The organism is Hirschia baltica ATCC 49814 (assembly GCF_000023785.1).
In the GTDB taxonomy this organism is placed as follows: domain Bacteria; phylum Pseudomonadota; class Alphaproteobacteria; order Caulobacterales; family Hyphomonadaceae; genus Hirschia; species Hirschia baltica.
The window spans coordinates 1,673,462-1,698,294 of sequence record NC_012982.1 but is presented as its reverse complement, the minus strand read 5'-3'; the positions used below and the strand labels follow the sequence as shown (position 1 = coordinate 1,698,294).

19 protein-coding genes are annotated in these 24,833 nt (G+C 43.5%); 11 read left to right on the top strand and 8 right to left on the bottom strand.

All coding sequences use genetic code 11. The features are described 5' to 3' along the window. Together HBAL_RS08020 and HBAL_RS08015 are read left to right on the top strand one after the other, a co-directional pair. Entirely contained in the window at positions 1–453 is a 453-nt protein-coding gene (locus HBAL_RS08020; protein WP_015827439.1) for a MaoC family dehydratase, read from the top strand. Next, positions 450–1,286 carry an HpcH/HpaI aldolase/citrate lyase family protein gene (locus HBAL_RS08015; protein ID WP_015827438.1) on the top strand — a complete coding sequence of 279 codons (837 nt, stop codon included), beginning with the start codon at positions 450–452 and terminating at the stop codon, positions 1,284–1,286. Before HBAL_RS08020 ends, HBAL_RS08015 begins: the two co-directional genes overlap by 4 nt. Positions 1,287–1,359: 73 nt before the next feature. Here HBAL_RS08015 and HBAL_RS08010 read toward each other — a convergent pair whose 3' ends face one another. Together HBAL_RS08010 and HBAL_RS08005 are read right to left on the bottom strand one after the other, a co-directional pair. Next, on the bottom strand, positions 1,360–2,658 hold the full coding sequence (locus HBAL_RS08010) for a spinster family MFS transporter (protein WP_015827437.1): 1,299 nt from the start codon (positions 2,656–2,658) through the stop codon (positions 1,360–1,362). Continuing rightward, entirely contained in the window at positions 2,655–3,524 is an 870-nt protein-coding gene (locus tag HBAL_RS08005) for an alpha/beta fold hydrolase (RefSeq protein WP_015827436.1), read from the bottom strand. Before HBAL_RS08005 ends, HBAL_RS08010 begins: the two co-directional genes overlap by 4 nt. A 121-nt stretch (positions 3,525–3,645) precedes the next feature. Between HBAL_RS08005 and HBAL_RS08000 the strand changes: the two genes are divergently transcribed. Continuing rightward, positions 3,646–4,320, top strand: coding sequence for a TetR/AcrR family transcriptional regulator (locus HBAL_RS08000; RefSeq protein ID WP_015827435.1), 675 nt, complete (start codon positions 3,646–3,648; stop codon positions 4,318–4,320). Positions 4,321–4,403: 83 nt separating this feature from the next. Here HBAL_RS08000 and HBAL_RS07995 read toward each other — a convergent pair whose 3' ends face one another. Continuing rightward, entirely contained in the window at positions 4,404–6,731 is a 2,328-nt protein-coding gene (locus HBAL_RS07995; protein WP_015827434.1) for a TonB-dependent receptor, read from the bottom strand. Positions 6,732–6,908: 177 nt separating this feature from the next. On the opposite strand from HBAL_RS07995, the gene HBAL_RS07990 reads away from it, so the two are divergent. From HBAL_RS07990 to HBAL_RS07975, 4 genes are read left to right on the top strand one after another with little or no spacing between them, the layout of a single operon-like run. Then, a complete protein-coding gene (locus HBAL_RS07990; protein WP_015827433.1) occupies positions 6,909–7,616 on the top strand; it encodes a CoA transferase subunit A in 708 nt (235 codons plus the stop codon). A gap of 2 nt (positions 7,617–7,618) precedes the next feature. After that, positions 7,619–8,248, top strand: coding sequence for a 3-oxoacid CoA-transferase subunit B (locus HBAL_RS07985; RefSeq protein ID WP_015827432.1), 630 nt, complete (start codon positions 7,619–7,621; stop codon positions 8,246–8,248). 2 nt (positions 8,249–8,250) lie between these two features. After that, the gene (locus tag HBAL_RS07980) at positions 8,251–9,063 is read left to right on the top strand and encodes a 3-hydroxybutyrate dehydrogenase (protein ID WP_015827431.1); all 813 of its coding nucleotides are present in this window, start codon (positions 8,251–8,253) and stop codon (positions 9,061–9,063) included. Between the two features lie 45 nt (positions 9,064–9,108). Next, complete coding sequence (locus HBAL_RS07975; RefSeq protein WP_015827430.1) at positions 9,109–9,528, top strand: PaaI family thioesterase; 420 nt, start codon at positions 9,109–9,111, stop codon at positions 9,526–9,528. Positions 9,529–9,533: 5 nt separating this feature from the next. Here the strand turns inward: HBAL_RS07975 and HBAL_RS07970 are convergent, their stop codons facing one another. The 5 genes from HBAL_RS07970 to HBAL_RS07950 all read right to left on the bottom strand — a co-directional run bounded on the left by HBAL_RS07970 (position 9,534) and on the right by HBAL_RS07950 (position 16,012). After that, a complete protein-coding gene (locus HBAL_RS07970; RefSeq protein ID WP_015827429.1) occupies positions 9,534–10,358 on the bottom strand; it encodes a sulfite exporter TauE/SafE family protein in 825 nt (274 codons plus the stop codon). An 85-nt stretch (positions 10,359–10,443) separates the two neighbouring features. Beyond that, positions 10,444–11,454 carry a fatty acid desaturase gene (locus tag HBAL_RS07965; protein WP_015827428.1) on the bottom strand — a complete coding sequence of 337 codons (1,011 nt, stop codon included), beginning with the start codon at positions 11,452–11,454 and terminating at the stop codon, positions 10,444–10,446. Positions 11,455–11,713: 259 nt separating this feature from the next. Next, complete coding sequence (locus tag HBAL_RS07960; protein WP_015827427.1) at positions 11,714–12,625, bottom strand: hypothetical protein; 912 nt, start codon at positions 12,623–12,625, stop codon at positions 11,714–11,716. Positions 12,626–12,662: 37 nt separating this feature from the next. Further along, entirely contained in the window at positions 12,663–14,672 is a 2,010-nt protein-coding gene (locus HBAL_RS07955; RefSeq protein ID WP_015827426.1) for a hypothetical protein, read from the bottom strand. Positions 14,673–14,683: 11 nt separating this feature from the next. Then, positions 14,684–16,012, bottom strand: a complete 1,329-nt coding sequence (locus HBAL_RS07950) for a hypothetical protein (protein WP_015827425.1) — start codon at positions 16,010–16,012, stop codon at positions 14,684–14,686. A 326-nt stretch (positions 16,013–16,338) separates the two neighbouring features. On the opposite strand from HBAL_RS07950, the gene HBAL_RS07945 reads away from it, so the two are divergent. From HBAL_RS07945 to HBAL_RS07930, 4 genes are all read left to right on the top strand, one after another. Then, on the top strand, positions 16,339–19,692 hold the full coding sequence (locus HBAL_RS07945) for a transglutaminase family protein (RefSeq protein ID WP_015827424.1): 3,354 nt from the start codon (positions 16,339–16,341) through the stop codon (positions 19,690–19,692). 2 nt (positions 19,693–19,694) lie between these two features. Further along, positions 19,695–22,100 carry a circularly permuted type 2 ATP-grasp protein gene (locus HBAL_RS07940; RefSeq protein WP_015827423.1) on the top strand — a complete coding sequence of 802 codons (2,406 nt, stop codon included), beginning with the start codon at positions 19,695–19,697 and terminating at the stop codon, positions 22,098–22,100. Positions 22,101–22,110: 10 nt separating this feature from the next. Beyond that, complete coding sequence (locus HBAL_RS07935; protein WP_015827422.1) at positions 22,111–22,986, top strand: transglutaminase family protein; 876 nt, start codon at positions 22,111–22,113, stop codon at positions 22,984–22,986. A 310-nt stretch (positions 22,987–23,296) separates the two neighbouring features. After that, positions 23,297–24,733: a DEAD/DEAH box helicase gene (locus tag HBAL_RS07930; RefSeq protein ID WP_015827421.1), complete on the top strand. Its 1,437-nt coding sequence runs from the start codon at positions 23,297–23,299 to the stop codon at positions 24,731–24,733. The last annotated feature ends 100 nt before the right edge of the window (positions 24,734–24,833 follow it).

The window sequence follows — 24,833 nt, the reverse complement described above, 5'->3', positions numbered from 1 at the left end:
ATGGCTGGCAAATATTTTGATGAGTGGACTATTGGTGACATTATCAAGCATGATTTACGCCGTACTGTAACTGACACTGACAACATCATGATGACTACGCTGACACACAATCCTCAGCCATTGCATTTAGACAAAGAATACGCTGAGAGCACAGAATTTGGACAAATCGTCGTAAATGGCATTTTCACATTTGGCCTAATGGTTGGTATTTCTGTAGGTGACACAACTCTTGGAACACTCATCGCCAATCTAGGTTATGATAAAGTCGTTATGCCAAACCCTGTTTTTATCGGTGATACTTTGCGGGCAGAAACAGAAATCAGGGAGATGAGAGTTAGCAAATCTCGCCCCAATGCTGGTATCGTTACATTCACCCACCGTATGTATAATCAGCGAGATGAATTGGTTTGTCAGTGCTTACGAACGGCTCTATTGAAAAAGAGAGAAGCATGAAACTACGATCCCTTTTGTTTGTGCCGGCAGACCGCCCTGACCGCTTTGAAAAAGCGATAAATTCATCTGCAGATGCCATTATTTTAGATATGGAAGATTCCGTTGTTCCATCTCACAAGCAAGAGGCACGCATTGCTGTTTCAGAATTTTTAAAGACACCGAAACCTAAGCCTATATTCGTCCGTATTAATCCCTTAACGACGCAATGGGCGGCGCAGGATCTGTCTTGTTTGCTTCCCTTCCCGCCTGCTGGAATAATTCTGCCCAAGGCTGAGGGAGCGCAATCCATTCTTACCCTAATCAAGCTTCTAAATGGAGTTGTTATTCCTATCATTCCGATTACGACAGAGACCCCAACTGCCGTCTTTGAATTAGGCACCTATCGTGAAGTGTCGGAATATTTACTAGGCTTAACATGGGGAGCGGAAGACTTGCCAGCCTCCATTGGTGCATCAACCTCTAGAAATGAAGACGGCAGCTATACTCCCCCCTATGAAATGCTTCGCAGTATGTCACTATTTTCTGCGCATGCTGCAGATGTTGCAGCAATAGACACAGTATATGTTGATATTAAAAACCAAGACGGCTTGGCAGCATATGCAGCGCGAAGTCGACGTGATGGCTTTTCAGGAATGATGGCAATTCACCCATCTCAAACTGACATTATCAATCAAGCATTTACACCAACAGATACCGAAATTAAACAAGCACAATCTATTGTGGACGCTTTCAAAAGTGACCCCGACGCCGGAGCACTTCAGATCAATGGCAAAATGGTAGATGCACCGCATCTGGTTCAGGCTAAAAAAGTACTTGCGCGCCTAAAAAACTAAAAAAATACCTTCTGGTTCTTCTCAGTTTTGACACTAAAGAACCAGAAGGCATAAATTTACTAATGGAAAATATCTAAGCTTCAGAAGCTCTTTTTACATCTGACCGATAAAAAATACCCGAGAACAGAAAACAGATAATGCTCGCCGCGTTAAAAATGAGAATCCACCGCAGAGCTAATGTAAGTGGTGCCTCCACTCCCTGCGCAGCAAAATAATCACTTAAACTTCCTGCGATAAGTGGTCCGCCCCCAATGCCAATCAACGTAAGACAAAACAGAGTGAAAGCAGATGCAAATGATCGCATTTGCAAAGGCACAAGTTCTTGAGATGATGTATACGCGATGCTCGCATAAATTAATCCGACGAAACACGGCACGATATTCCACATATAAGCGTGATTTACGGTTTCTGCACCGAGGAACATCCACGCAAACGGCAGAGCAACCAACGAACATATTCCAATCATCCATGGACGCCAGCGAAGATCCTTAGCTGACAAGCGATCACACACATTTCCTAGAACAATAGCACCGAAACTCCCCACTACCCCGATAAGAAGTCCTAAGGGAAGTGCCACATCCATCACAGTCAAGTTATAGGAACGCTGCAAATGGCTTGAAATAAATGCCACATACGCATTCGCAGAAATACAAATCATCAAACATCCAAGCAACAACCAGATAAGTGATTTTTGCGTACCTATAAAGGCTAATGTTTCCTTCAAACTTGGCGCTTGCTCATGCTGCTCCCGCGCCTCGGAAAGACCGCGTTTGGGCTCTTTCATTGTAAAACGAACCAGTAAAGCCAGTAATAATCCCGGCACACCCGCTACAAAGAAAGCTATTCGCCACCCAAAATGCGCGTAGACTTCAGCCGCCAGCACATACCCGATCATGATACCAAGTCCGATACCTGAAGTGTAAATACCCAAAGCCATTGCGCGCTGTTTAGGTGGGTACAGATCGGCGATAATACTTGTTGCCGGAGGTGTACCACCGGCCTCACCAACACCAACCCCCATGCGAGCAATGAGTAAATGCATAAAGTTCTGCGCAAACCCTGATACTGCAGTCATCGCGGACCAGACGGTTAGAGCTAATGCTATGATATTTCGGCGATTTCCTCTATCAGCCCACATAGCCACGGGAATTCCTAATGTCGCGTAAAAAGCAGCAAACGCAAGACCAGTCAGCAAACCAAGCTGACTGTCTTTCAGGTGGAGCTCTTGTTTGATCGGCTCAAGAAGCGTTACCAAAATCTGACGGTCGACATGGTTGAAGGTGTAAACCAGCGTGAGAAGCCCTAAAACATAGGCACGCCCCTTAAAATTGGTTTGAGTTTCAGTACTTGGTTTGTTTAAGGAATCATTCATTGACCTAACTCCAGCTTTTTAAGAAAACTCTCAATTGTTTTCACACAGATAGGCTCATCCAATATTGGGGCGTGACCAACGTTTGAGACAGAGATTACATTCGCTCGACCGTGACGGTGAACCATTTTTACAGCCGTATCACTTGAGAAAAGATCAGAAATTTCGCCACGTACAACCAATAAAGGTCGTTTAAATGTAGAAGCAAACAAAGCCCAAGTTTGCATCTCTACTGAAATGTCAGCTTCTATATTTTTCAGGCTTTCTGCAATTGCCGGATCATAATCCAAAACAATTTTACCATCTTGATTTTCTTTGTGAGTTCGCTTGGCAAACTTCATCCAATCATCATGCCTGAAATTTGGAAAAGCTGAATGTTGAGATTTTTCAACTGCTAACGCAGCATCTTCCCATGAATCATGCTCAATGAAATTGCCCACATACCCAGCAATTCTCTCAAGTCCAGCTTGCTCAAGTTTTGGGCCCACATCGTTTAAAACGACTCCCAACAACTCTTGTGAAAGCATTTGGCTTAAAAGGAGCGACATCAATCCTCCCATTGAAGTCCCGATTAAGACCAACTTAGAAGGTTTTACGATCGCAAGCAGATCCAAGACATCTTGCACATAGACATCTAAACGATATTTCGAGGGATCTTGATCTCTATCAGATCGGCCACGTCCTCTCACGTCTATCGCGATATAGCGTCTATGATTCCCCAAACTTTGAATCATAGGTACAAAATCTTTATGGTTCCGTGTTAACCCGTGAAGACATAGAACAGTTAAATCTGCATCTTCAGGTCCAAAGCTTTTAGCAAAAAGATTTAACCCATCTCGCGATTGGTAGATGATTTCACCATTCTTCATTGTTTCCTCGCCGTCTTTTTATATTTCAACAGATGTTGAACATGAAATGACTTAGGACACAATAGTTAGATCAAACATATGAAAATCTGGACATTTATAATCCGCGCCCTATTCTTGTCGGATGGTAAGCACGACTCAATCAAATACTACTACCGACGGCGATGGAATTAGCCGCCGTACTCGTATCCTCAACGCTGGTGAAATCCTTTTCTCTCAAAATGGGTTTGACGCCGTTACATTGCGAGAAATCGCTAAATTAGCAGAAGTAGATCTTGCTTTACCTAATTATTACTTTGGTCGTAAAACCAAAGTATTTGAAGCCGTTTTCAAACGTAGAGCGAAACTTCTCAATGATTGGCGCTTAGATGCGCTTCACAAAGCAGTTGCAGAAGCAGCGCCCAACCCGCCCTCTATCCGCTCAATCATGGAAGCTTATCTCAAGCCTGTCCTCACTGGTTCCCATATTAAAAAACCTGGCTGGAGAGAATATTACGCGCTTGTCGCATACGTGAATAACTCTTCTGAATGGGGTGGTAAGCTCATGTCAGAATTTTTTGACCCAATGGTTGGGACATTCCTAGAGCAACTAAGAGCGGCTTACCCTGAAGCATCTGAAGCAGATATGCTTTGGAGTTACCACTGTCTTTCCGGCGCGCTAACTTTAGCTTTCGCTCAAACTGGACGCTTGGATACTCTTTCAAACAACAAACTTCGTTCTACCGACCTGCAACAAGGCTATGAAACCATTTTAGAATTTTGCATAGCCGGTTTTGAAGCAAGTTGCGGAAGAAAATAAACGTCACAATTAGCACATTGATACATAAAAAACGGCGACTGATTTCTCCGTCGCCGCTCTTTTAGTTTAATGATTTTAGAATATTAGAACTTATATCCTACCGACATAGTAAACGTCCGAGGGTTTCCGTAAAATGCAGTTAAAGTCCCCTCTAATCCCAATGTTGGCGTGAAAGATCCGTCTGGCCCGATTGAAACAAAATTGTATCCAGCCACTTTGTATTCCTCATCAGTTAAGTTCTTGCCATGCAGCCCTAAAGTCCATTGATCATTAGGTGCAGTCCACACAAGACTCAAATCATACAAAGTAAATGCTTCCTGATCCAAGAAAGGATTTGGTGCTTCGAACTGACTTGAATCCCCTTTGTATGAAATGGTGGTCGCAACATTCAAATCACCACCCCCAAGAGGCGTATTATATGTAAACACACCACTCGCAGACCAGTCGGGAGTATTCTGGAATACACGCTGATCAGACACATCAACTTCATTGAGGATATATTCGTCATATTGCGCGTCTATATACCCAGCGGTAACAGATGCGTTTAAGAAGTCACCTGTCGTAAAGATATCATCAGCAACATGCGCCAAAGCTTCAAATTCTATCCCTGAAACAGTAGCAGCACCCGCATTCGTCGTCACACCTGTGAAAGTATCATTAATTCCATCATCATCAGTATCGACACCGATTGAACCAGGAATTTGAATATCAGTATAATCCATAAGGAATGCGGCAATATTTGTTGTTACCCTACCGTTTCCAAATGACGATTTCAGCCCCACTTCAAAACTATTTACAGATTCAGGGTCGAATGACATGAATTCATAAATTTCTTCTGCTGACACAACTGAATCTTGGTTTAAATCAGGCGCTGTTGATGTCTGACCACGTGGATCAAAACCTCCACCTTTAAAGCCCTTAGATGCAGACGCGTAGATATTGTGATCAGGTGTAGGCTTATAGCTAAGCGCTATACGCGGAGTAAATTCATCCCATTCATTTGAACCATTAAAGTCGGATGATGTGGCGATGACGATACCATCACCATTGAAGAATTCAGAAAAACCACCAATATATGTTCGTCTCAAAACGGTTGAAGTACGTTCATCATGTGTAAAACGCCCCCCTACAGTTAAAGACAATTGTTCGGTGAAATCATAACTAAAGTCTGCGTATGCAGCCCATGTTTTTGTTTCAACTTCTCCAAATGTCTGAGCATTTAATCCCGGCAACGAAATCAACGCACCAGTATTTGCTAGCAACACATCAAAAACAGTTGATGCATTTGCATCAAGATAATAAATCCCTGCAATTCCGTTTAATTTGTCACCAGTATAAGACAACTGCAACTCATTTGAAAGTTGATCATTTGCATAAATAGCTGGTACATCAAGATCAGCAGATTGCAGACTATCAAAATCAATTGGAGATGTCGTTTCATCTTCTCGATAAGCTAAAATGTTCTTGATAGTGATGCTGTCGTTCAGATCCAATGTCGTGACAAAAGACCCACCATAAGCTTCCACTTCTTGCTGAACAACATTCAATCCAGCGCGTGTGTCAAACACATCACCCAAAACTGGAGCACCCGATAACTGGCCAGGAATAAGTCTATGTCCTTGGCGTGCAACAGAATCATCTTTCGTATAATCACCTGACAGTTTGAAAGACAAACTTTCCGTTGCATCTAATTCCATCGACAAACGACCAGAAAGTACATCTTTGTTATAATTTTCAGCGCCAGTGATGACATTTTTCCCAAAACCGTCACGGTTTAATTTTGTGACAGCTGCACCGACGCGGAAAGAATCAGATATCGGAACTGAACCTTTAACTAACGCTTCAGCTTGTCCATACGTACCGTAAGCGCCACTCACTTCTAATTCTGGTTCATCTGAAAGGTCTTTTGTCACATATTTAACGGCACCACCGATCGTATTGCGACCATATAGGGTTCCTTGAGGTCCACGAAGCACCTCAATACGCTCAACGTCAAACACATCTAAAACAGCTCCCTGAGGTCTGTTCAGATATACATCATCCAAATATACCCCTACGCCGCTTTCAAAACCAGAAACAGGATCTTGCTGCCCCACACCGCGGATAAATGCCGTTAAAGTTGAGTTCGTACCACGTGATACTTCTAATGTGACATTTGGAGAAAGTTTCGAAACTTCCGTCATGTCTGCAACACCGAGATTTGCCAACGCATCCCCACTGATCGCTGTGACGGATACAGGAACATCTTGTAAGTTTTGTTCACGTCTCTGAGCTGTGACGACTATAGTATCATAAGTTTTTGCACTCTCTGTTACTTCATTATCAGTCTGAGCTAACGCAACGCCAGACAAAGCAGTTGTGCTTGCACCCAATAACATTGCTAACGCGAATGATTTTTTTGATCTGTTCATACCTATTCCTCCCAATGCGAGCCATTTTGACTTCTTCTAAACCAACAATTTTTCAACAAATGTTGATTTCAACACGCGTTGAAAGTATAGATAGGTTTATGACCTGTCAATTGGGTTCAGTATAATCTAACGAACCGCCAGATGTTCGGGTTTAAAAGCACAACAAGGGGAAGAAGAATGGCTAATAAAATTTATTCAGATGCTAATTCAGCACTGGATGGCCTCCTAAAGGATAACATGACCATTGTATCGGGAGGTTTTGGGCTTTGTGGAATTCCCGAACTACTGATCAATGCGATCCAAAAGAATGGATCTAAAAATCTCACAGTCATTTCAAATAATGCTGGTGTCGATGGTTTTGGATTAGGGCTTCTCCTAGAAAACCGTCAAATCAAGAAAATGATTTCTTCTTATGTTGGTGAAAATAAAGAATTTGAACGCCAATATTTAAATGGTGAACTGGAATTGGAATTTAATCCACAAGGCACCCTAGCTGAGAGATGCAGAGCTGGTGGAGCTGGAATTGCAGGATTTTATACCAAAACGGGTGTGGGAACAGTGATTGCTGAGGGGAAAGAACACCGAGATTTTAATGGTCAGACCTACATTTTAGAAACAGGGCTAACGGGCGATATAGCCATTGTAAAAGCTTGGAAAGGCGATGCTCAGGGAAACCTTGTCTACCGAAAAACTGCTATGAATTTCAATCCAGATATGGCTATGGCGAGTAAAATGACCATCGCAGAAGTAGAAGAAATTGTACCCGTCGGCTCCCTTGATCCTGCCCACATTCATACTCCGGGCGTGTTCGTTCAACGCGTGATCCAAGGACATCATGAAAAACGAATCGAAAAAGTAACCACACGCACCAGAGAGGAGTCATAATTATGCCTTGGGACCGCAACCAGATGGCTGCCCGTGCAGCTCAAGAACTTGAAGACGGCTTTTATGTAAACCTTGGTATTGGTATTCCAACACTTGTTTCAAACTACATTCCAGAAGGCGTGGATGTTACGCTCCAATCGGAAAATGGCATGCTTGGAATGGGGCCATTTCCTTTTGAAGGAGAAGAAGACGCCGACCTGATAAACGCTGGCAAGCAAACCATTACAGAACTCGATCGCACTAGCTTTTTTTCCTCTTCTACTTCATTTGCCATGATTAGAGGCGGACATATAAATCTTGCAATTCTCGGTGCTATGGAGGTTGCTGAAAATGGAGATCTCGCCAATTGGATGATTCCAGGCAAGCTTGTCAAAGGAATGGGTGGCGCAATGGATCTGGTTGCAGGCGTGCAGCGCATTATAGTCGTCATGGATCACACAAATAAGCGAGGAGAATCAAAACTTCTCCCTTCCTGTACCCTCCCTCTAACTGGAAAAGGCGTCGTTGATAGAATCATTACTGATTTAGGGGTATTTGACGTTGTTCCACATGGGCTAAAAATCGTAGAGTTGGCAGCTAACGTTACGCTCGACGAAATCAAATCAAAAACTTTAGCTAATTTGGTGGAATGAACATGTCAAAACACCCACTTAGCGACTTTTTGGACCTTACAGGGAGAAATGTACTCGTTACCGGATCGACAAGTGGTATCGGTAAAGGGATTGCCATCGGTTTAGCCAATGCAGGGTGTAATGTAATGATCAATGGACTTGGGCTTCCCGAAGAAATTGAAACATTTAGGTTAGAACTGGAAAAGACGTCAGGCAGAAAAATCATTTATTCAAACGCTGATCTTACAAATCCGTCAGAGATTGATACTATGTTTGACGTTTTTAAAGAAGCTTTCGGTGATATCCACGGCGTTATCAACAATGCTGGAATACAACACATTGCGCCAATAGAAGACTTTCCAACTGAAAAATGGGACCAGATACTTTCTCTCAATCTGAGTTCCATTTTTCATACTACTCGATTAGCTTTTTCAGAGATGAAAGCGCGTAATTGGGGCCGCATAATAAACATATCTTCAGCGCATGGCTTGACCGCCTCTCCTTTTAAATCGGCATATGTAACTGCCAAACACGGAGTCATGGGCTTTACAAAGACAGCAGCATTGGAAGGTGCTGAATTTGGTATCCGAGTAAATGCTATCTGCCCAGGTTATGTCCACACCCCGTTAGTCGACAACCAAATTCAAGCGACAGCTAAAGCTAGAAATCTTGAAATCGATGAAGTAATTAAAACAGTGATGCTTGACCGACAACCAACCAAAGAATTTACAACTATCGAAGAAATAGCCCGAATGACGTGTTTCCTTATGTCCGATGCTGCCAATAGCATCACTGGTGCCGATATAAAAATGGAAGGCGGCTGGACGGCTCTGTAGTGCACTATACAATTATCGTTTTGAATTAGATATTGAGCATCAAAAATGGACAACCGCCACTCTATCCCTAACGGATTTGTTCCAATTGTAGACCGGGGGCCTTTAGTTGATCTACTAGGCCCCTTTTATCGTTATCAGTCGAAAGATAATACATCCCCAAAAACATTTGGCTTCATGCCGGAAAATCGACATACCAACAATTTGGGTTTTATGCACGGCGGTATGATCTCGACTCTACTAGACGTCTTTATGGCCCAAGCCTTATCCGAAATTTATGACCAAAAACTCGTAACCTTGACTCTAAAAATAGAATTTCATCACGTCATAATGATTGGCAAATGGGTGGAAGCAGAAGTTACACTAAATAAGGTTAGCGATAATCTGACAACAATCTCTGCTACTCTTAATTCTAGAAATCGCGTATGCGCCTCTGCAATAGGTAGTTTCAAACTGTTTAAACGTTGAAAAAGTCATCCCCAAAGTGCTTTTCTCAACATATTGATCGCAGTACAAATCAAAAGAAGCCCAAAAATTTTTCTTAATCTCACGGCATCCAAGCCATGAGCAATCCAAGCACCTATAGGCGCGAATGATGTTGTCATCAGCGCAATAAGTAGAAACCCCGGAAGGTTCAAATAACCGATAGATATTGGTGGCAGATTTTCAACATACCATCCATTGATGACATATCCAACAACAGCTGGAATACCAATTAAAGCTCCAAACCCTGCACTCGTACCAATTGCCTGATGTATAGAACGACCATAAAGAACCATTGTGGTCACACCAAATACACCTCCCCCAATTCCCATCAATGAGGAACATAAACCAATAGTGATGGATATAAACCAAGCTATTGGTCCGCTCGGAATATCACTTGCTAGTTTCCAGCTCGGGCGCCCAAAGATAAGTTGTGCAGCAAGCAAAAAAGCAACAGCACCAAAAAATATAGTTAGCGCGCGACCAGAAAGGATTGCAGCTAAAAAACTACCTGCAAACGCTCCTAATATTATGAATGGACCCCACAATTTCAGAATATTCCAGTCAACAGCCCCTTTGGCATTGTGAGACAGCACAGATCTGATTGATGTTGCAATAATTGTAGCTAACGATGTTCCAACCGACACATGCATTGCTGTTTCAGCAAAACCTAGAGAGCTAAAGGTAAGATATAAAGCCGGCACTATAATAATGCCTCCACCTACTCCAAACATACCAGCAGCTATACCCGCTCCCGCACCTGCGAAAATCAAAGCAAATAAAAGAGGAATGTTCGTAAGGATCAATTCATCCATAATTACTTCTGACATGTTGGAAGTGGAGAGACAAAAAAAACCGCTAATTACTTAGCGGCTTTTAGGGTTTTAATGAAAAATCACATCAAGCAAACTGTTTTCTAAACTGTCGGAATGAAATCATACGTTCATTCTGTTCATCCCATAGAGCTAGTGGAACGCATTTGAAACTTTGCCATAATGTAAGGCGGTTTAAATCTTTTAAGTCCGGATGGTCTTTCAGTACTTTAGGTAATTTATAAAAAGGTATTTTGCTCGCCGCATGATGCACATGGTGAATACCTATATATCCAGTCAACCAACTTAAAGGCTGTGGCAAATCATAGTGAGAGCTACCTAATAAGGCCCCTTCAGTGTGATTCCACTTATTATTTCTAAACCAGAGAACATCTTCAAATTGGTGTTGAACATAAAACAACCAAACACCTAGAACTGCAGCAAAAAATACTGATGGTACAAACACAGCAAGCAATGGAGCCCACCCAAAATTGGATACAAGCAACCATGCAATCGCCGCAACCGCTATATTCGTTCCGATTGCACTCACCCACGGACGCCAGCCTTCTTTCATGATACCGGACGGTATTCTGTGCTCTAAAAAGAACATATAAACCGGACCGATAATAAATAATGTAATTGGATGACGATAAGCGCGGTATCCAAATTTCTGGAGAGAACTAAGCTCCTGATATTCTTCAACGGTTAGTGTATCAATCGCACCTAACCCACGTCGATCAAGGTTTCCAGAGGCTGCGTGATGAATCGCGTGCGTGCGCCTCCAAACATCATAAGGTGTTAAGGTTAGAATACCGACACACCTACCAACCCAATTATTGATAGTTGGTGATTTAAAAAAAGCATGATGCCCACAATCGTGTTGGATCAGGAACATCCTAACAAGGAAAACACTTGCAGGAAGACACAAAAGGACAGCAAGCCAAATCATACCTGACACAGACGCCCAAAAAGCTCCTGCCCACAACAACGCCAGAGGAGTAATTGTAAGTAGAATCTCAAAAATAGAATGTGTCAGATCGGGTTTTTGGTAGGCTGAAAGTATCTTCCGCCATGCCGGCTGTTTTGTTTCAGTCGTCATACGGTCTCTATCTCTTACAGGCCGCGGCCATAACTCTAAACCATTCGCCAATAGTGTCGTTTTTGCCAACGCGCATGAAAACACTATCAGATGGTTCCCTCATGGAACCGTGAAGCCAATGTCTAATGTCCTCATTGCATCAGTCAAGTAGTGATCTTGTTTCCAGCAATATTTTAAACAGCAAGTATGAAAATATTACGTCTCACATCCTGCAAATTGTCGTTCTAATTTAACAAATTATTTGGACAAAAACACACCTTCAACCTGCATTTTCTCCGGCACGCAAACAAGCCAAATGTACAATATTGGCCAAACGCCCTCGACAATTGCCTTCGACAGGGTTGCGATAGCACGAATCATCAGGACTTAGATCCATTGCCACAGCGATATAAGCCAACAATTCTCCTGAATCCTTTCCGTATGGCACTAAATTCCCGTTCTGATCTCTATTGAAGTTTAATGAGACCCGGCGATTGATTTTGGTCATGGCATCATCGGCGGTGCATGCTGATGCAAACAAACTTCTTTCAATAGCTGCGTTCGTTACATTCTCTTGCTCTTGGGAACTGCGCAACAATACAGGCCATTTTGTATTCACATGATTAGCAAACGATTGCGTGACACTTCGGGTTGCTTCCCAGTTAATTGGTACGTTGCTCCCAGAATCAGCTATCCTCTTCAACTCAGCTGCTGAACGACGTGAAAACAGAGTTGCATCATGAAGCCCAGCAACAGAACACATTCTTCTATCACTCGTCGTCGTACATAGTGTTTTGACATCCTCAATTGCCTCTTGAGCAGAGGTATATGGATCACTCTGCCCTTCTTGTGGTGGCATTTCAATCAACAACACACGTGCTTCCATCTCAAGAAAACGACATCCAAGGGCATCTTCGGGGCGCGATGATGAAGATATATTTTCAGTCTTGGCAATCAGTTGATTGATGTCATCAATATTTTTTAGGACCGCTATACTTTGATCATCAAATTTGGAAATAGCGTCTTTGATATTTTCAAGAGAGACCAAATCTTTGCCATACTGACAGTGAGATTGCTTCACTGTAGCGTCTGTATAATTAGTATTTGAATTGCCTGATGTTTGAGTAGTTGCACACCCTGCACCCCACACAACCGATGCAGCAATAAACCCCTTCAAATAGCTCAATGACATATGTGCCTCCCTGTTTTCTAAAATCGAAAATCTTTAGCTAGTTACTCCAACTATTCACATCACCGGTTTCAGCCTTCAAAGCCTCGATGATATCGACAGCTTGAATTTCATCCACCGCTCCAACACCATTCTCAAGAATATGAGAGATAAAATACTTAAAAACGAATAGCCATTCATCAGCGTTCATTGTTGTAGATGGATCGTCAGAAAGCGACATTGAGTTCAACTTCTCAATAAACAACCCAACCTCTTGAATATGAGCCTTTTGGTCACCTGTCGTCTTTTTTTCAATAACACGCACAAGATTCGCATTAGCCGCTTTAATAGTTACTTTAAGAGCTTCTCTGAGTGTTTCACCGAAAAGAACACTGCCAGTGACACGACCTTCTCTTTGCATCAAATCTCCAGCTTTTCGTAAGACCTGCTGAATCAACTCTAATCCGACCTCATGCCCCATACTGTCTTCTGCATTCACAGAAAAAAGTACGCCAGGATTACGAGCGGCGGTCAATGTCATAACGGACACAACTGATCTCCAGTCATGTGCATTAAGCAATCCTAATTCGTCACTAGAAATAGCTTGAGCTGCAATACGTGCAATTTCCTTCACTTCGGAATTTGCAGACCTACCTGCCGCCATGTGCGGATGCGAAGCTATATGACCGGCCATAACTTTTACCAGATCAACAGCTTGCTCACGCGTAAACAATTGCTGAAGCACCTCACCGCGATTTCCTTTAGAGATACCAAGTTTCAAACCGCTCATTAGATCCGCAAACAAATGGCTATAAACATCCGCCCAAGCAGTATCCCAATCTTTGTTTCCGGCTTTACCTTGGATTCGCGTTGTTCCGTACTCGCCAACGACATCAAGCGCGGCACTCATTATTTCAGAACCAAAACCAGAATTAGCATCAAAAGGAGGCGGTGCCATGTCCTGCATGACAGTGACCATGTTTTGAAGAAACTGTCTGGCCGAATTTGTTTCTAAAGAACGACCCCTCATAAACAGTTCTGGTCTTTTTGAAGCTGTTTTCAAAGTCGCCTCATATACCTTTAATGCACCGACCTCTGACAATGCATCCACAATATTAAATGCATCAGGGCGTATTGAAACAGCATCGCCTAGCACTGTGCGGGTAATTTCACCCATCAGTTTCTTGGTCCCAGCATCCCCCTTTAAAAAAGCGTCGGCATTATTGTTGATGGCCACTAGTGCACCATGAACCATTGACCCTGACACAACTCGTGTTAGTTTTTCATGTGCGAGGAACTCTAATCCTTCGCTTGTTTCTACTTCAGCCTTAAGCGGCTCAATCATACCATGAATGACAGGTTGCCAACGCTCTTTGCTTGTCACTAAATCTGGATGTTGTGACACAGATACTAGTGCAGAATGAACGAATGTTTTAACAAGACGTTCGCCAAAACCTTGTTCGCCGCCGCCATCCAATTTTACTCTATCAACTAAAACATCCAGACTTGGTATTAAGCCTTCCAATATGCCTTCCGCTTTTTTATCGAAACCAAGAACTTGCGGCTGACTCCCGATTACGTCCAATGCAACATCAGCCAGCTCCAACCCGAATCTAGCCCATCCGCTTGGTTTCGTACTTGTGAACCATTCTTTGTGTATATACTGTATGCGAGGGTCTAACGCGGTATTCCGAAGTATTTTACTATCAACAGCATCGGGTATTTCGTTTCTCAGAGCCTCGTATAAAAAATCCACACAAGATGCAACCTGAGACCTATGGCGCGCAGTTGGCTTTGCCAGCTCCATCGCATCACCTGATGCCAAGCTTTGCTCCGTAAACAACGAATCTAATTCACCGCCCAAACGGCAATGATGATGTAAATCTCGCCGGCGGTAGACATAATCAACCGCCATCCATTCTATTTCCTGACTGTCATGAACTGGAAACCTAGTCGTAAGAACAGAAAAATCTTGTGACAACAATTGATCTCTTCTGGCATGTCTTGCTGCTTTACCAAGTTGAATCACACCAGAAACGGCCGTCATAAAAAGAGCTGGCGATAAAATCACAATATCACTCCTTACCCTCTATATTTTCGAAGACCATTATTCATTGTCACCGGCTTTGTTGGTCCTGGCCGAGTTGGCATCTCACCAATAAATACGCCAGTTTTAGGCACTAATGGGGATGATTGGGGCAAAACTACAGGCTCAACATTTGCGGACTCAGTCGCGGTAGGTACGCCTACTTCTTTACCTGCTACTGTGAGAAATGCATCGGTAAGAAGATCGAGGTCTGGCTCACTACCTGGTGCAGCCAAAGAGCCTTTAACTTCTCGCGGTCGACGAACCTCACCTTCGGCCATTGGCGGCACTGGATCGGTTGCTCGCGCTCGTGAAGTACCGCTAGCTGCTGACGCATTGCGAAGCGCAAAAGATGCCATCGCCCGAAACAGATTAAACCAGAAATTAGCACCAAGTCCGATCAAGCCTGCTGTGGCAATCATACCAAGCAACCACTGAGCGCCTTCTGGTGTCAAAATACGGGGTATTGCTTTACTATCGTATAGCCCAAACAAACTTACTGAATCAGCGAAACCTTTGACATCACAATTTGAGTTTTCAGGTACATCACAATAAGGAAAATAATTGCGGCCGACAGGAAAGCCTGCATTAGACAATATTCTAAAATCTGATGATATTGATGAAGCAAGCCCTGTCGAGGTGCCGTTTTGAGACTGAGCTAAAGTCGCTTGATTGATCTTTTGAGTGATAAAGCCATCCAACGCCTCTTCAGAATTAAACGTATTTAAAACACCGCTTAGTGCACCTTGGTTGGTCGCGAGATGAGAGTAGATTGCCAATGCATTCACATTCCCAAGAGACACAATCAACAAAGCGACGGCAGTTGTAAAAACTTTAGCACGAGAACCAAAAAATTCAGATTGCCCAGCACCATACCGATCAAACTCATACACTAATCTATTAAGTGACTGTTTTATCTGTGGACGACTCATGCCTGATAAGCGCTGTCCGTAGTCTGTCTGTGTAAGTTGTTCAACGAATTGCAGTTTTGAGAGGTTTTCAAATCGGCGCGTAAAAATGTTCAGAAATGGTATATTTGCGATCCACCACCAACGCCCTTTACCGCCGTACGCCGGGCTACGTGTCATTTGCTTAGCAAATTGATCCGCGCGCTTAGATGCACCACCTTGTAAACCTTGTGTTACATCAGGGTATTCAGGATCAAGCGGCATTACAACGCCATCATGCAAAGCCCGAAGCATTTCCTGCATTCCGCCACTTCGAAGAGCAAACACTTTGTGAATAGCTTCAACGACCACAGAAGCAATCGTGGACATAACTGCCATTATGCCAGCAAAGGCAAATAAAGCGAGAATCCAATTCATAATCTGTCCCCTCAGACGCACGTTGAAAAGTCTTCAATTGACTAACTATAGACAAGCAACGCCTACTCACAAGAAGAATGTTCAGGCCCAAACGACTTATTCACCGAACTGAAAGGCAAATAACTCGCCCATTTGGTGTATCAATTTCCTAATAGGTGAAAAGAATTGCGATTTCAGCACAAATATGCGGCTAGTAAAGGGAATGTTTTACCTTTTTAAGCGCATAGCAGTACGTATGATTGTATTTACTGTTTATCGCTTTTATTCGCAGTCATGCTCGGATTAAAATAAATACCACATCTCGTTCACTGCTTCTGAAAGATACCATGTCTATCCAAGCCAGCATCTATCACCTCACTCATTACAAATATGATCGTCCAGTAACACTTTCTCCTCAAGTGATCAGATTGAGACCCGCCCCACATTCTCGTACTCCAGTGATTTCACACTCACTGAAAGTGAGCCCCGGCGGGCATTTTGTGAACCATCAACAAGACCCGTACGGGAACTGGCTTGCAAGATATGTATTTCCAGAACCTGTCCGTGAATTGAAAATTGAAGTCGATTTAGTCGCAGATATGAGCGTCTATAATCCTTTCGACTTTTTCGTCGATGAACTCGCTGAGACATGGCCTTTTAAGTACCCAGCTGAACTCAAGCATGACTTAAAAATATACACAAAAACAAAGAAACCCGGAAAACGATTACAATCATTCTTATTCAACTTCCTTGAAGAAGGTAAGAAGAAGGGTTTGCGGACAATCGACTTCATTGTCGAATTAAATTTAGCTGTAAACAAAGTTGTTGATTACGTTATTCGCATGGAACCTGGTGTTCAAACACCAGAAGAAACTTTAAATTTAGCTAGAGGGTCTTGCCGAGATTCATCTTGGCTTTTGGTACATGCGTTTAGAAACCTTGGATTTGCTGCAAGGTTTGTTTCTGGATATCTAATTCAGCTCAAACCTGACTTAAAGTCTCTCGATGGTCCTGCAGGAACTGACAAAGATTTTACTGATCTGCATGCTTGGTGTGAAGTTTATTTGCCTGGTGCCGGCTGGGTAGGTCTTGACCCAACATCGGGTCTGCTAGCAGGTGAAAGCCACATTCCACTTGCTGCAACACCTCACTATTCTAATGCGGCTCCAATCGTCGGAATGGCGAGTGATGCAGAAGTCGAATTTGACTTCGATATGCAAGTTTCACGAACAGCAGAACACCCGCGTATCACAAAGCCATTTTCAGATGCTTCATGGGATAAACTAGACGCATTAGGACAACGCGTCGATGAGATTTTAAAGAGCGAAGATGTCCGCCTCACCATGGGGGGAGAACCAACTTTTGTATCTATAGATGATTTTGAATCAGATGAATGGAATACAGACGCTGTAGGTCCAACCAAAAAAGTCTTAGCAGACCGTTTGATCCGCCGATTACGTGATCGTTTTGCTCCCGGCGGTTTCCTCCACTACGGACAAGGCAAATGGTATCCAGGTGAAACCCTTCCGCGCTGGACATATTCCCTATATTGGCGCGGTGACGCAAAACCAATTTGGAAAAATGTAGACCTTATCGCAGCAGAAGATCAGGATACAGAAGCAACATCAAAAGATGCGGCAGACTTATTGGAAGTTATAGCTTCGAAGCTAGAGATCAGTCAGGATATGGTCGCACCGGCCTACGAAGATCCTGCAGAGTGGATCTTACGAGAAAACTCTCTCCCAGAAAACGTGACACCAGACAATTCAAAATTGGATGACGCTGAAGAGCGCGAACGAATTGCCCGCGTATTTGAGCGTGGTCTTACAAAACCGGCTGGATATGTTTTACCTGTGCAACGTTGGCAGGCAAAGAGTGCTGGTCGGAGATGGCGATCAGAAAAGTGGACGACGCGTCGAGGTAAAATATTTCTAACTCCGGGGGACAGCCCAGTTGGATACCGCCTACCTTTAAGTGCGTTACCTTACCTCAATAAAATAGAATACCCCTATACGTTCGAAGCTGATCCTACTGGTGTAAACGGCCCGCTTCCAGAATTTTCTGGACAAGCTCCTTATAACAATGAGTTAAATCCACGCCCTCAACCATTCCGTCAAAACACAGAAGAAATTAGGACCGAACAACAACAAGTCCAAGATGCGACCCTTATTCAGGCGACACACGTTAGAACTGCTCTGGCTGTGGAACCAAGAAATGGGCGTTTATGTGTATTCATGCCGCCAACTGAAACTGCGGCTGATTATCTTGAGCTAATCTCTATAACTGAACAAGCAGCCGAGGACTTGGAACTTCCAATTCACATAGAAGGGTATGCTCCTCCTTCAGACGCGCGATTAAACGTCATTCGAGTTGCGCCAGATCCAGGTGTCATAGAAGTCAACATCCACCCCGCTTCTAGTTGGGATGAATGCGTAGATATTACAACTGCAGTCTATGAAGAAGCACGGCAGACCCGTCTAGGCGCTGATAAGTTCATGACAGATGGGAAACACACCGGTACAGGTGGTGGAAACCACGTTGTTGTTGGAGGAGCAACACCTCTAGATAGCCCATTTCTGCGCCGCCCTGACCTATTAAGAAGTCTTATTTTACACTGGCAACGTCACCCAAGCCTTTCTTATCTTTTTTCAGGCTTGTTTATTGGACCAACCAGCCAAGCCCCTCGAATAGATGAGGCGCGTCACGACAGCTTATACGAACTCGAAATTGCCCTATCTCAAATCCCACATCCGGGCAAAGGAGAAGCGCCTCAGCCGTGGTTGGTGGACCGCCTCCTTCGAAATATTCTGATTGATGTAACAGGAAACACGCATCGTGCAGAGATCTGTATCGATAAACTTTATTCGCCAGACGGTCCAACCGGACGCTTAGGGTTAGTTGAATTCCGTGGTTTCGAGATGCCTCCTGAACCTCGCATGAGTTTAGCTCAGCAACTTCTCATTAGAGCTCTAATTGCTCGTTTTTGGCGAAGCCCAATTGATGGCAATTTAAAACGTTGGGGTACAACACTCCATGATAAATTTATGCTTCCAGAAAATGTCTGGGCTGATTTCCTTGAGGTTCTAGAAGATCTTCGAATTCATGGGTTCGACATGGACCCCGAATGGTTCAAAGCGCAAGCTGAGTTCCGTTTCCCTTTTTGTGGTGAAACTGAAGTCGAAGGTATGAAACTAGAAATTCGTCAGGCACTGGAACCGTGGCATGTTATGGGAGAAACTGGCGCAATCGGCGGAACTGTACGTTATACAGATAGCTCTGTAGAACGCGTTCAAGTAAAATTAACCGGAGCTGATCTTAGCAGATATCAAGTGACATGTAACAAACGCCAAGTACCTCTGAGCGTATCTCCGGATGGCAAATCAGCAATTGCCGGTGTACGTTTCAAAGCTTGGCAACCACCGCTTGCTTTACATCCAGTACGCCCCGTTGATGCACCACTTACATTTGACATTTATGACAAATGGTCTGGCCGTGCTATTGGTGGGTGCGTGTACCATGTCGCTCACCCTGGTGGTAGAAGCTATGACACCTTTCCAGTCAATGGCAATGAAGCTGAAGCACGGAGATTAGCACGTTTTCAGGAATTTGGTCATTCACCAAATAGCTATCACGTGTTAGGCGAGTCTCCTCACCCAGAGTTTCCTATGACTTTGGACCTCAGAAGGCCTGCTGGAATCTAAATTTGCCCAATAGCCAGACTAATCAAGATGTTTCATCTTGTGATTTATTAAATTACTATACACCGCTTAGCGGTGTATTTGATGAAATGATGACAACGAATGGAGAGGTTCGCCCGATATGGCGTAACTTCATAAACCATTTGTGCTCTATTTCACCAGAAGAAATGAAACGAAAAACCCTACGCGGCAACCAATATCTGGATGATGCGGGGGTTTTTTATCGTCAATATGGTGAATCTGGTACGCAGGAACGCGACTGGCCGCTAAGCCATATTCCAGTTCTCGTTGCCGAAGGAGAATGGAAAAACATCTGTGAAGGCCTTTCTCAAAGAGCAGATCTATTAGAGGAGGTTCTAAATGATGTTTATGGAGACAACACTTTAGTTCGAGACGGTATTTTACCTCCCAATCTCATTGCATCTAACCCCGAATGGTTGCGTCCTATGGTTGGTTCAAAACCCCGCGGCGGACATCATCTCCATTTTTTAGCTTTTGAAATTGGGCGAGGCCCCGCTGGGAATTGGTGGGTGTTGGGTGATAGAGCTCAAGCGCCATCCGGAGCAGGCTTCGCACTTGAAAACCGCGTTGCTACTTCTCGTGTTTTCTCAGACTATTTTGAAACTGAAAATGTCGAACGACTTGCTGGTTTTTTCCGGGAATTTCGACAAGCTTTGATTAATCTTAGTGATAATTCTGATCACATTCTCGGTATTCTTACTCCCGGAAGAATGACTGATACATATTTTGAACACGCATATATTGCTCGGTATTTAGGTCTGACCCTATTAGAGGGAGAGGACATGACAGTTGAAAATGGCGAGGTCATGGTCCGTACCGTTCGTGGATTAAAACCAATTAGCGTGTTATGGCGTAGGCTCGATTCATTGTTTGCCGACCCGTTGGAATTAGACGAAAACTCACAACTGGGTACCGCGGGTTTAGCCGCTGCTGCTCGCAATGGAAAAGTAAGTCTGGTGAATGCGTTAGGCTCGGGAATTGTAGAAACCCGTGCATTACTTGCGTTTATGCCGAGAATATCGAAAAAATTACGCAATGAACCGTTAAAAATGCCCAATATCGCAACCTGGTGGTGCGGTCAGAAAGCTGAACGGCAGCACGTAAGCGCCAATGCAAAGAATATGCTTATCGGCTCAGCAATGACGACAAATTTGCCTTTTAGCCTCGACTTAAAAAAAGCTATTGGCGAATTAACAACAAACACATCTTCTTCAACACTTGAAAGTCTGTTAGAATCAGAAGGTGAACATTTAGTTGGGCAAGAAGCCGTAACACTATCCACAACTCCAGTTCTGCAAGACGGTAAATTGACCCCACGCCCAGTAACATTGCGTGTTTTTGCATGTCGGACAGCTGATGGTTGGCAATTTATGCCTGGGGGATACGCCCGCATAGGAAGAGACAACAACGCATCGGCCATCACCTTACAGCAAGGTGGATCCGTTTCAGACGTTTGGATCGTTACCGATCAAAAAGTTGAAAAAGAAAGCCTAATCGGAAAAACGGGTTCTGCTAAACATCAAGAAAGAACTCGAAATCTACCTAGTCGGGCTGCTGATAATCTATTTTGGCTAGGCCGATATGCTGAACGTGCAGAAATTATGATGCGAATGCTACGCGCATATCATAGCCGTTTTGCAGAATATGCAGACCCAGGACGCCCTCTTCTAAAGCTTTTAGAAAACAACCTAACAACCATTGGTGTGTCTGCACACTATGATCCTCTGACTAAAATAATCGAGGTAATCAATAGCGCGTTAAACTCTGCTGCTCAACTTAGGGACCGTTTTTCTGATGACGGTTGGTTGGCCCTAAAGAACCTTCTAAAAGAAACCAAGAGTATGCAAACGTCAGCACCTTCTAGCGGAGACGAGCTGGCACGATCAATGAATATTCTTATTCAAAAAATTACCGCTTTTTCTGGTTTGATCCATGAGAACATGTATCGTTTTACCGGATGGCGTTTTTTAAGCATTGGACGCTCTCTTGAAAGAGCGTTGGAAACATCATCTCTTCTAATGAATTTTTCTCAGCCTGACATGCCAGCTGGCTCGCTTGATCTAGCGCTCGAGTTAGCTGATAGTTCAATGTCCCATCGCCACCTGTTCACGGTTGAAACTCAGCGAGACTCTGTCTTAAACCTCGTTGCATTGGATGAATTAAACCCGCGTTCCATCGCCTATCAGATGTTAGAGATAAAAAATCAAATCAGCTACCTTCCGAGTTCAGTTTTCGACTCCAAAGCTTCCAAACTTTCTAAAGTTGTAAAACAATCATATAGCGACGTTAAAGCACTGAAACCTGAGACGATTGTGAACGAAGATTTTGCCGATTTAAAAACAAAAATAAGCTCAATATCTTCATTGCTAGCGCACGTTTATTTTAATTAGGCTGACTAAAATGCAGTATGAAATTTCGCTGAATATCGCATACAAATACGACTATCCAGCTGCGGGCGGACGTCACCTATTGCATATGGTTCCTAAATCCATCGAAGGCTGCCAGAACGTTGAATTTAACGAAATCATTATTGATCCAGTTCCAGATGAAATGGTTAAAAGCACAGATTTTTTCGGAAACCACACACTTCACATAGCATTTCAGGCACCACATAAATCACTTGTTTTCAAAGCAAAATCTCAAATTACGAGGGAGAGTATTGTTGTGCCCGCTGATACCAGCCCTCTCCTCAATCAAATGAAGGCAATACTTAAGGAAATAAGGTCTCTTTCTCCAGATTCGCCTCACCATTTTATTGGCCCCTCCCAACGAATAACATCGACCGAGTGTGTTCAAAATTACACTTTAGATCAAATTACTGCTGATATGAGTGTATTCACTATTGTTAAAACTATAAATCAGGCAATCAATCGAGATATGACTTTCGATTCCAGAGCAACGCAAGTTGACACGCCTTATGAGCAATCCTTTGCCAACAGACACGGTGTCTGTCAGGATTTTTCTCATATCATGATAGCTTGCCTTCGAAGTCTGAATATTCCAGCAGCATACGTTTCGGGTTATCTACGAACTATTCCCCCAGAAGGAAAAGAACGTTTAGAAGGTGCAGATGCCATGCATGCATGGGTTCGCGCTTGGTTAGGCCCAGATATGGGCTGGCTTGAATTTGACCCAACAAACAATATCATCGTGAATGAAGACCATATTGTAATAGGATATGGGCGAGATTATTCCGATATCTCTCCAATCAAGGGCGTATTACGAGCTGAAGGATCACAAACAAGCTATCAAAGCGTAGACGTTAAGCCTTTATAGCCTATCTGCTTCCCTAAATTCCTGCATATAAAACAATAACGTCCATTCCTGACGATTTGATAAGCACCAGGGATCAAACTCACAGTATTGAACGATGTCAGTGCTGCTTTACGCAAAAGATTGACTCTTATACAGTTATGCCTATGGTGCGCGACGATTGATACGGCTGCCAACGCAGCGCTTGCGGCATTCAAGCGCCGCTATGACAACCCAGCATGACTTCCTTCTTAGAAAACAATCCGGTTTTAAAATATGAAGCATGCGCAATTAAAAGGCCGATCGTAAAAAAACGATCGAACATGAAGACCATATGACATTTGATGATTTGGACTTAGATCCTCGCGTGCTTAGTGCTGTAAAGGAAACAGGCTACACTGAACCAACTCCTATTCAAGCACAAGCTATACCGGCCATTATCCAAGGTCGTGATGTAACTGGAATCGCGCAAACTGGAACAGGGAAAACCGCTGCATTTGTCCTACCGATGATCCATAAACTAGGACAAGGTCGAGCGAAAGCTAGAATGCCAAGAACCCTTATCCTAGAGCCCACTAGAGAACTTGCTGCGCAAGTTGCGGATAATTTTGAAAAATACGGCGTCAATCACAAGCTGAATATGGCCCTACTGATTGGCGGCGTATCCTTCGCGGATCAAGATAAAAAATTAACTGCTGGTGTTGATGTTCTGATAGCGACGCCAGGTCGCTTAATGGACCATTTCGAACGTGGCCGCTTGCTTATGACTGGTGTGCAAATGCTGGTTATTGATGAAGCAGACAGAATGCTCGATATGGGATTCATTCCAGACATTGAAAAAATATGTAAACTGCTACCTCCGCGTCGGCAAACTCTTTTGTTTTCAGCTACGATGCCTCCTGAAATAGCAAAGCTCACCAAACAATTTCAAAATGATCCAAAGCAGATTGAGGTCGCTCGCCCTGCTCAGACGGCTGAGCTTATTACACAACACGTTACAAAGTCCCCGAGCGACAAAGATGAAATCAAGCGCGGGATTTTACGGGCGATAATCGCCAGCTGCGAAGTTAAAAACGGCATTGTTTTTTGCAACAGAAAGAGAGAAGTCGACATCGTTGCAAAATCCTTGAATGCGCACGGTTTTGATGCAGCTCCAATCCATGGAGACCTATCTCAATCTTATCGGATGGAAACATTAGAAAAATTCAAAAATGGAGACCTAACGTTGTTGGTCGCTTCTGATGTTGCTGCACGTGGTTTGGATATTCCTGATGTAGGGCATGTGTTTAACTATGCTCCTCCGCCAAACTCAGACGATTATGTACACCGAATTGGACGTACTGGGCGCGCAGGTCGCACAGGTGAAAGTTACACAATCGTATCACCACGTGATCAAAAGCTTTGGGATGCAGTTGTAAAACGGATCAGCAAGGACGTCGAAGAGTTTACTAATGACGCAATAAAAAAGTCTATTGAAGAAGTATCTTCAAGACCTGAGCGTAAACAGAACAATAAGAATGAAAACAAAAACTCGAAACGCCGCAATCGTCACACCAAAAAGCATGATGACACTCCGAATGTAGAAAAAGTTGAATCTACTTCTGTTGAACAGTCAGAAAATATGGCTTCTAAAAACGCAAATGATCGAGCTGACAAAAAGAAAAAAACGAACCGTCGCGGTCATGACGATTTAGGCCCTTCATTCAAAGGCATGGGAGATCACATTCCCGCTTTCTTGCTCCGTCCCGTGGATACAACATCGACTAGCTAGGTATAATTAATTCTGTCTGTACTTATTTAGCAAATTCATAGACAATTATTGTTCGGCGGTTAATCAATATTTACACTTATCAATCATTGTGGCTGGCAAT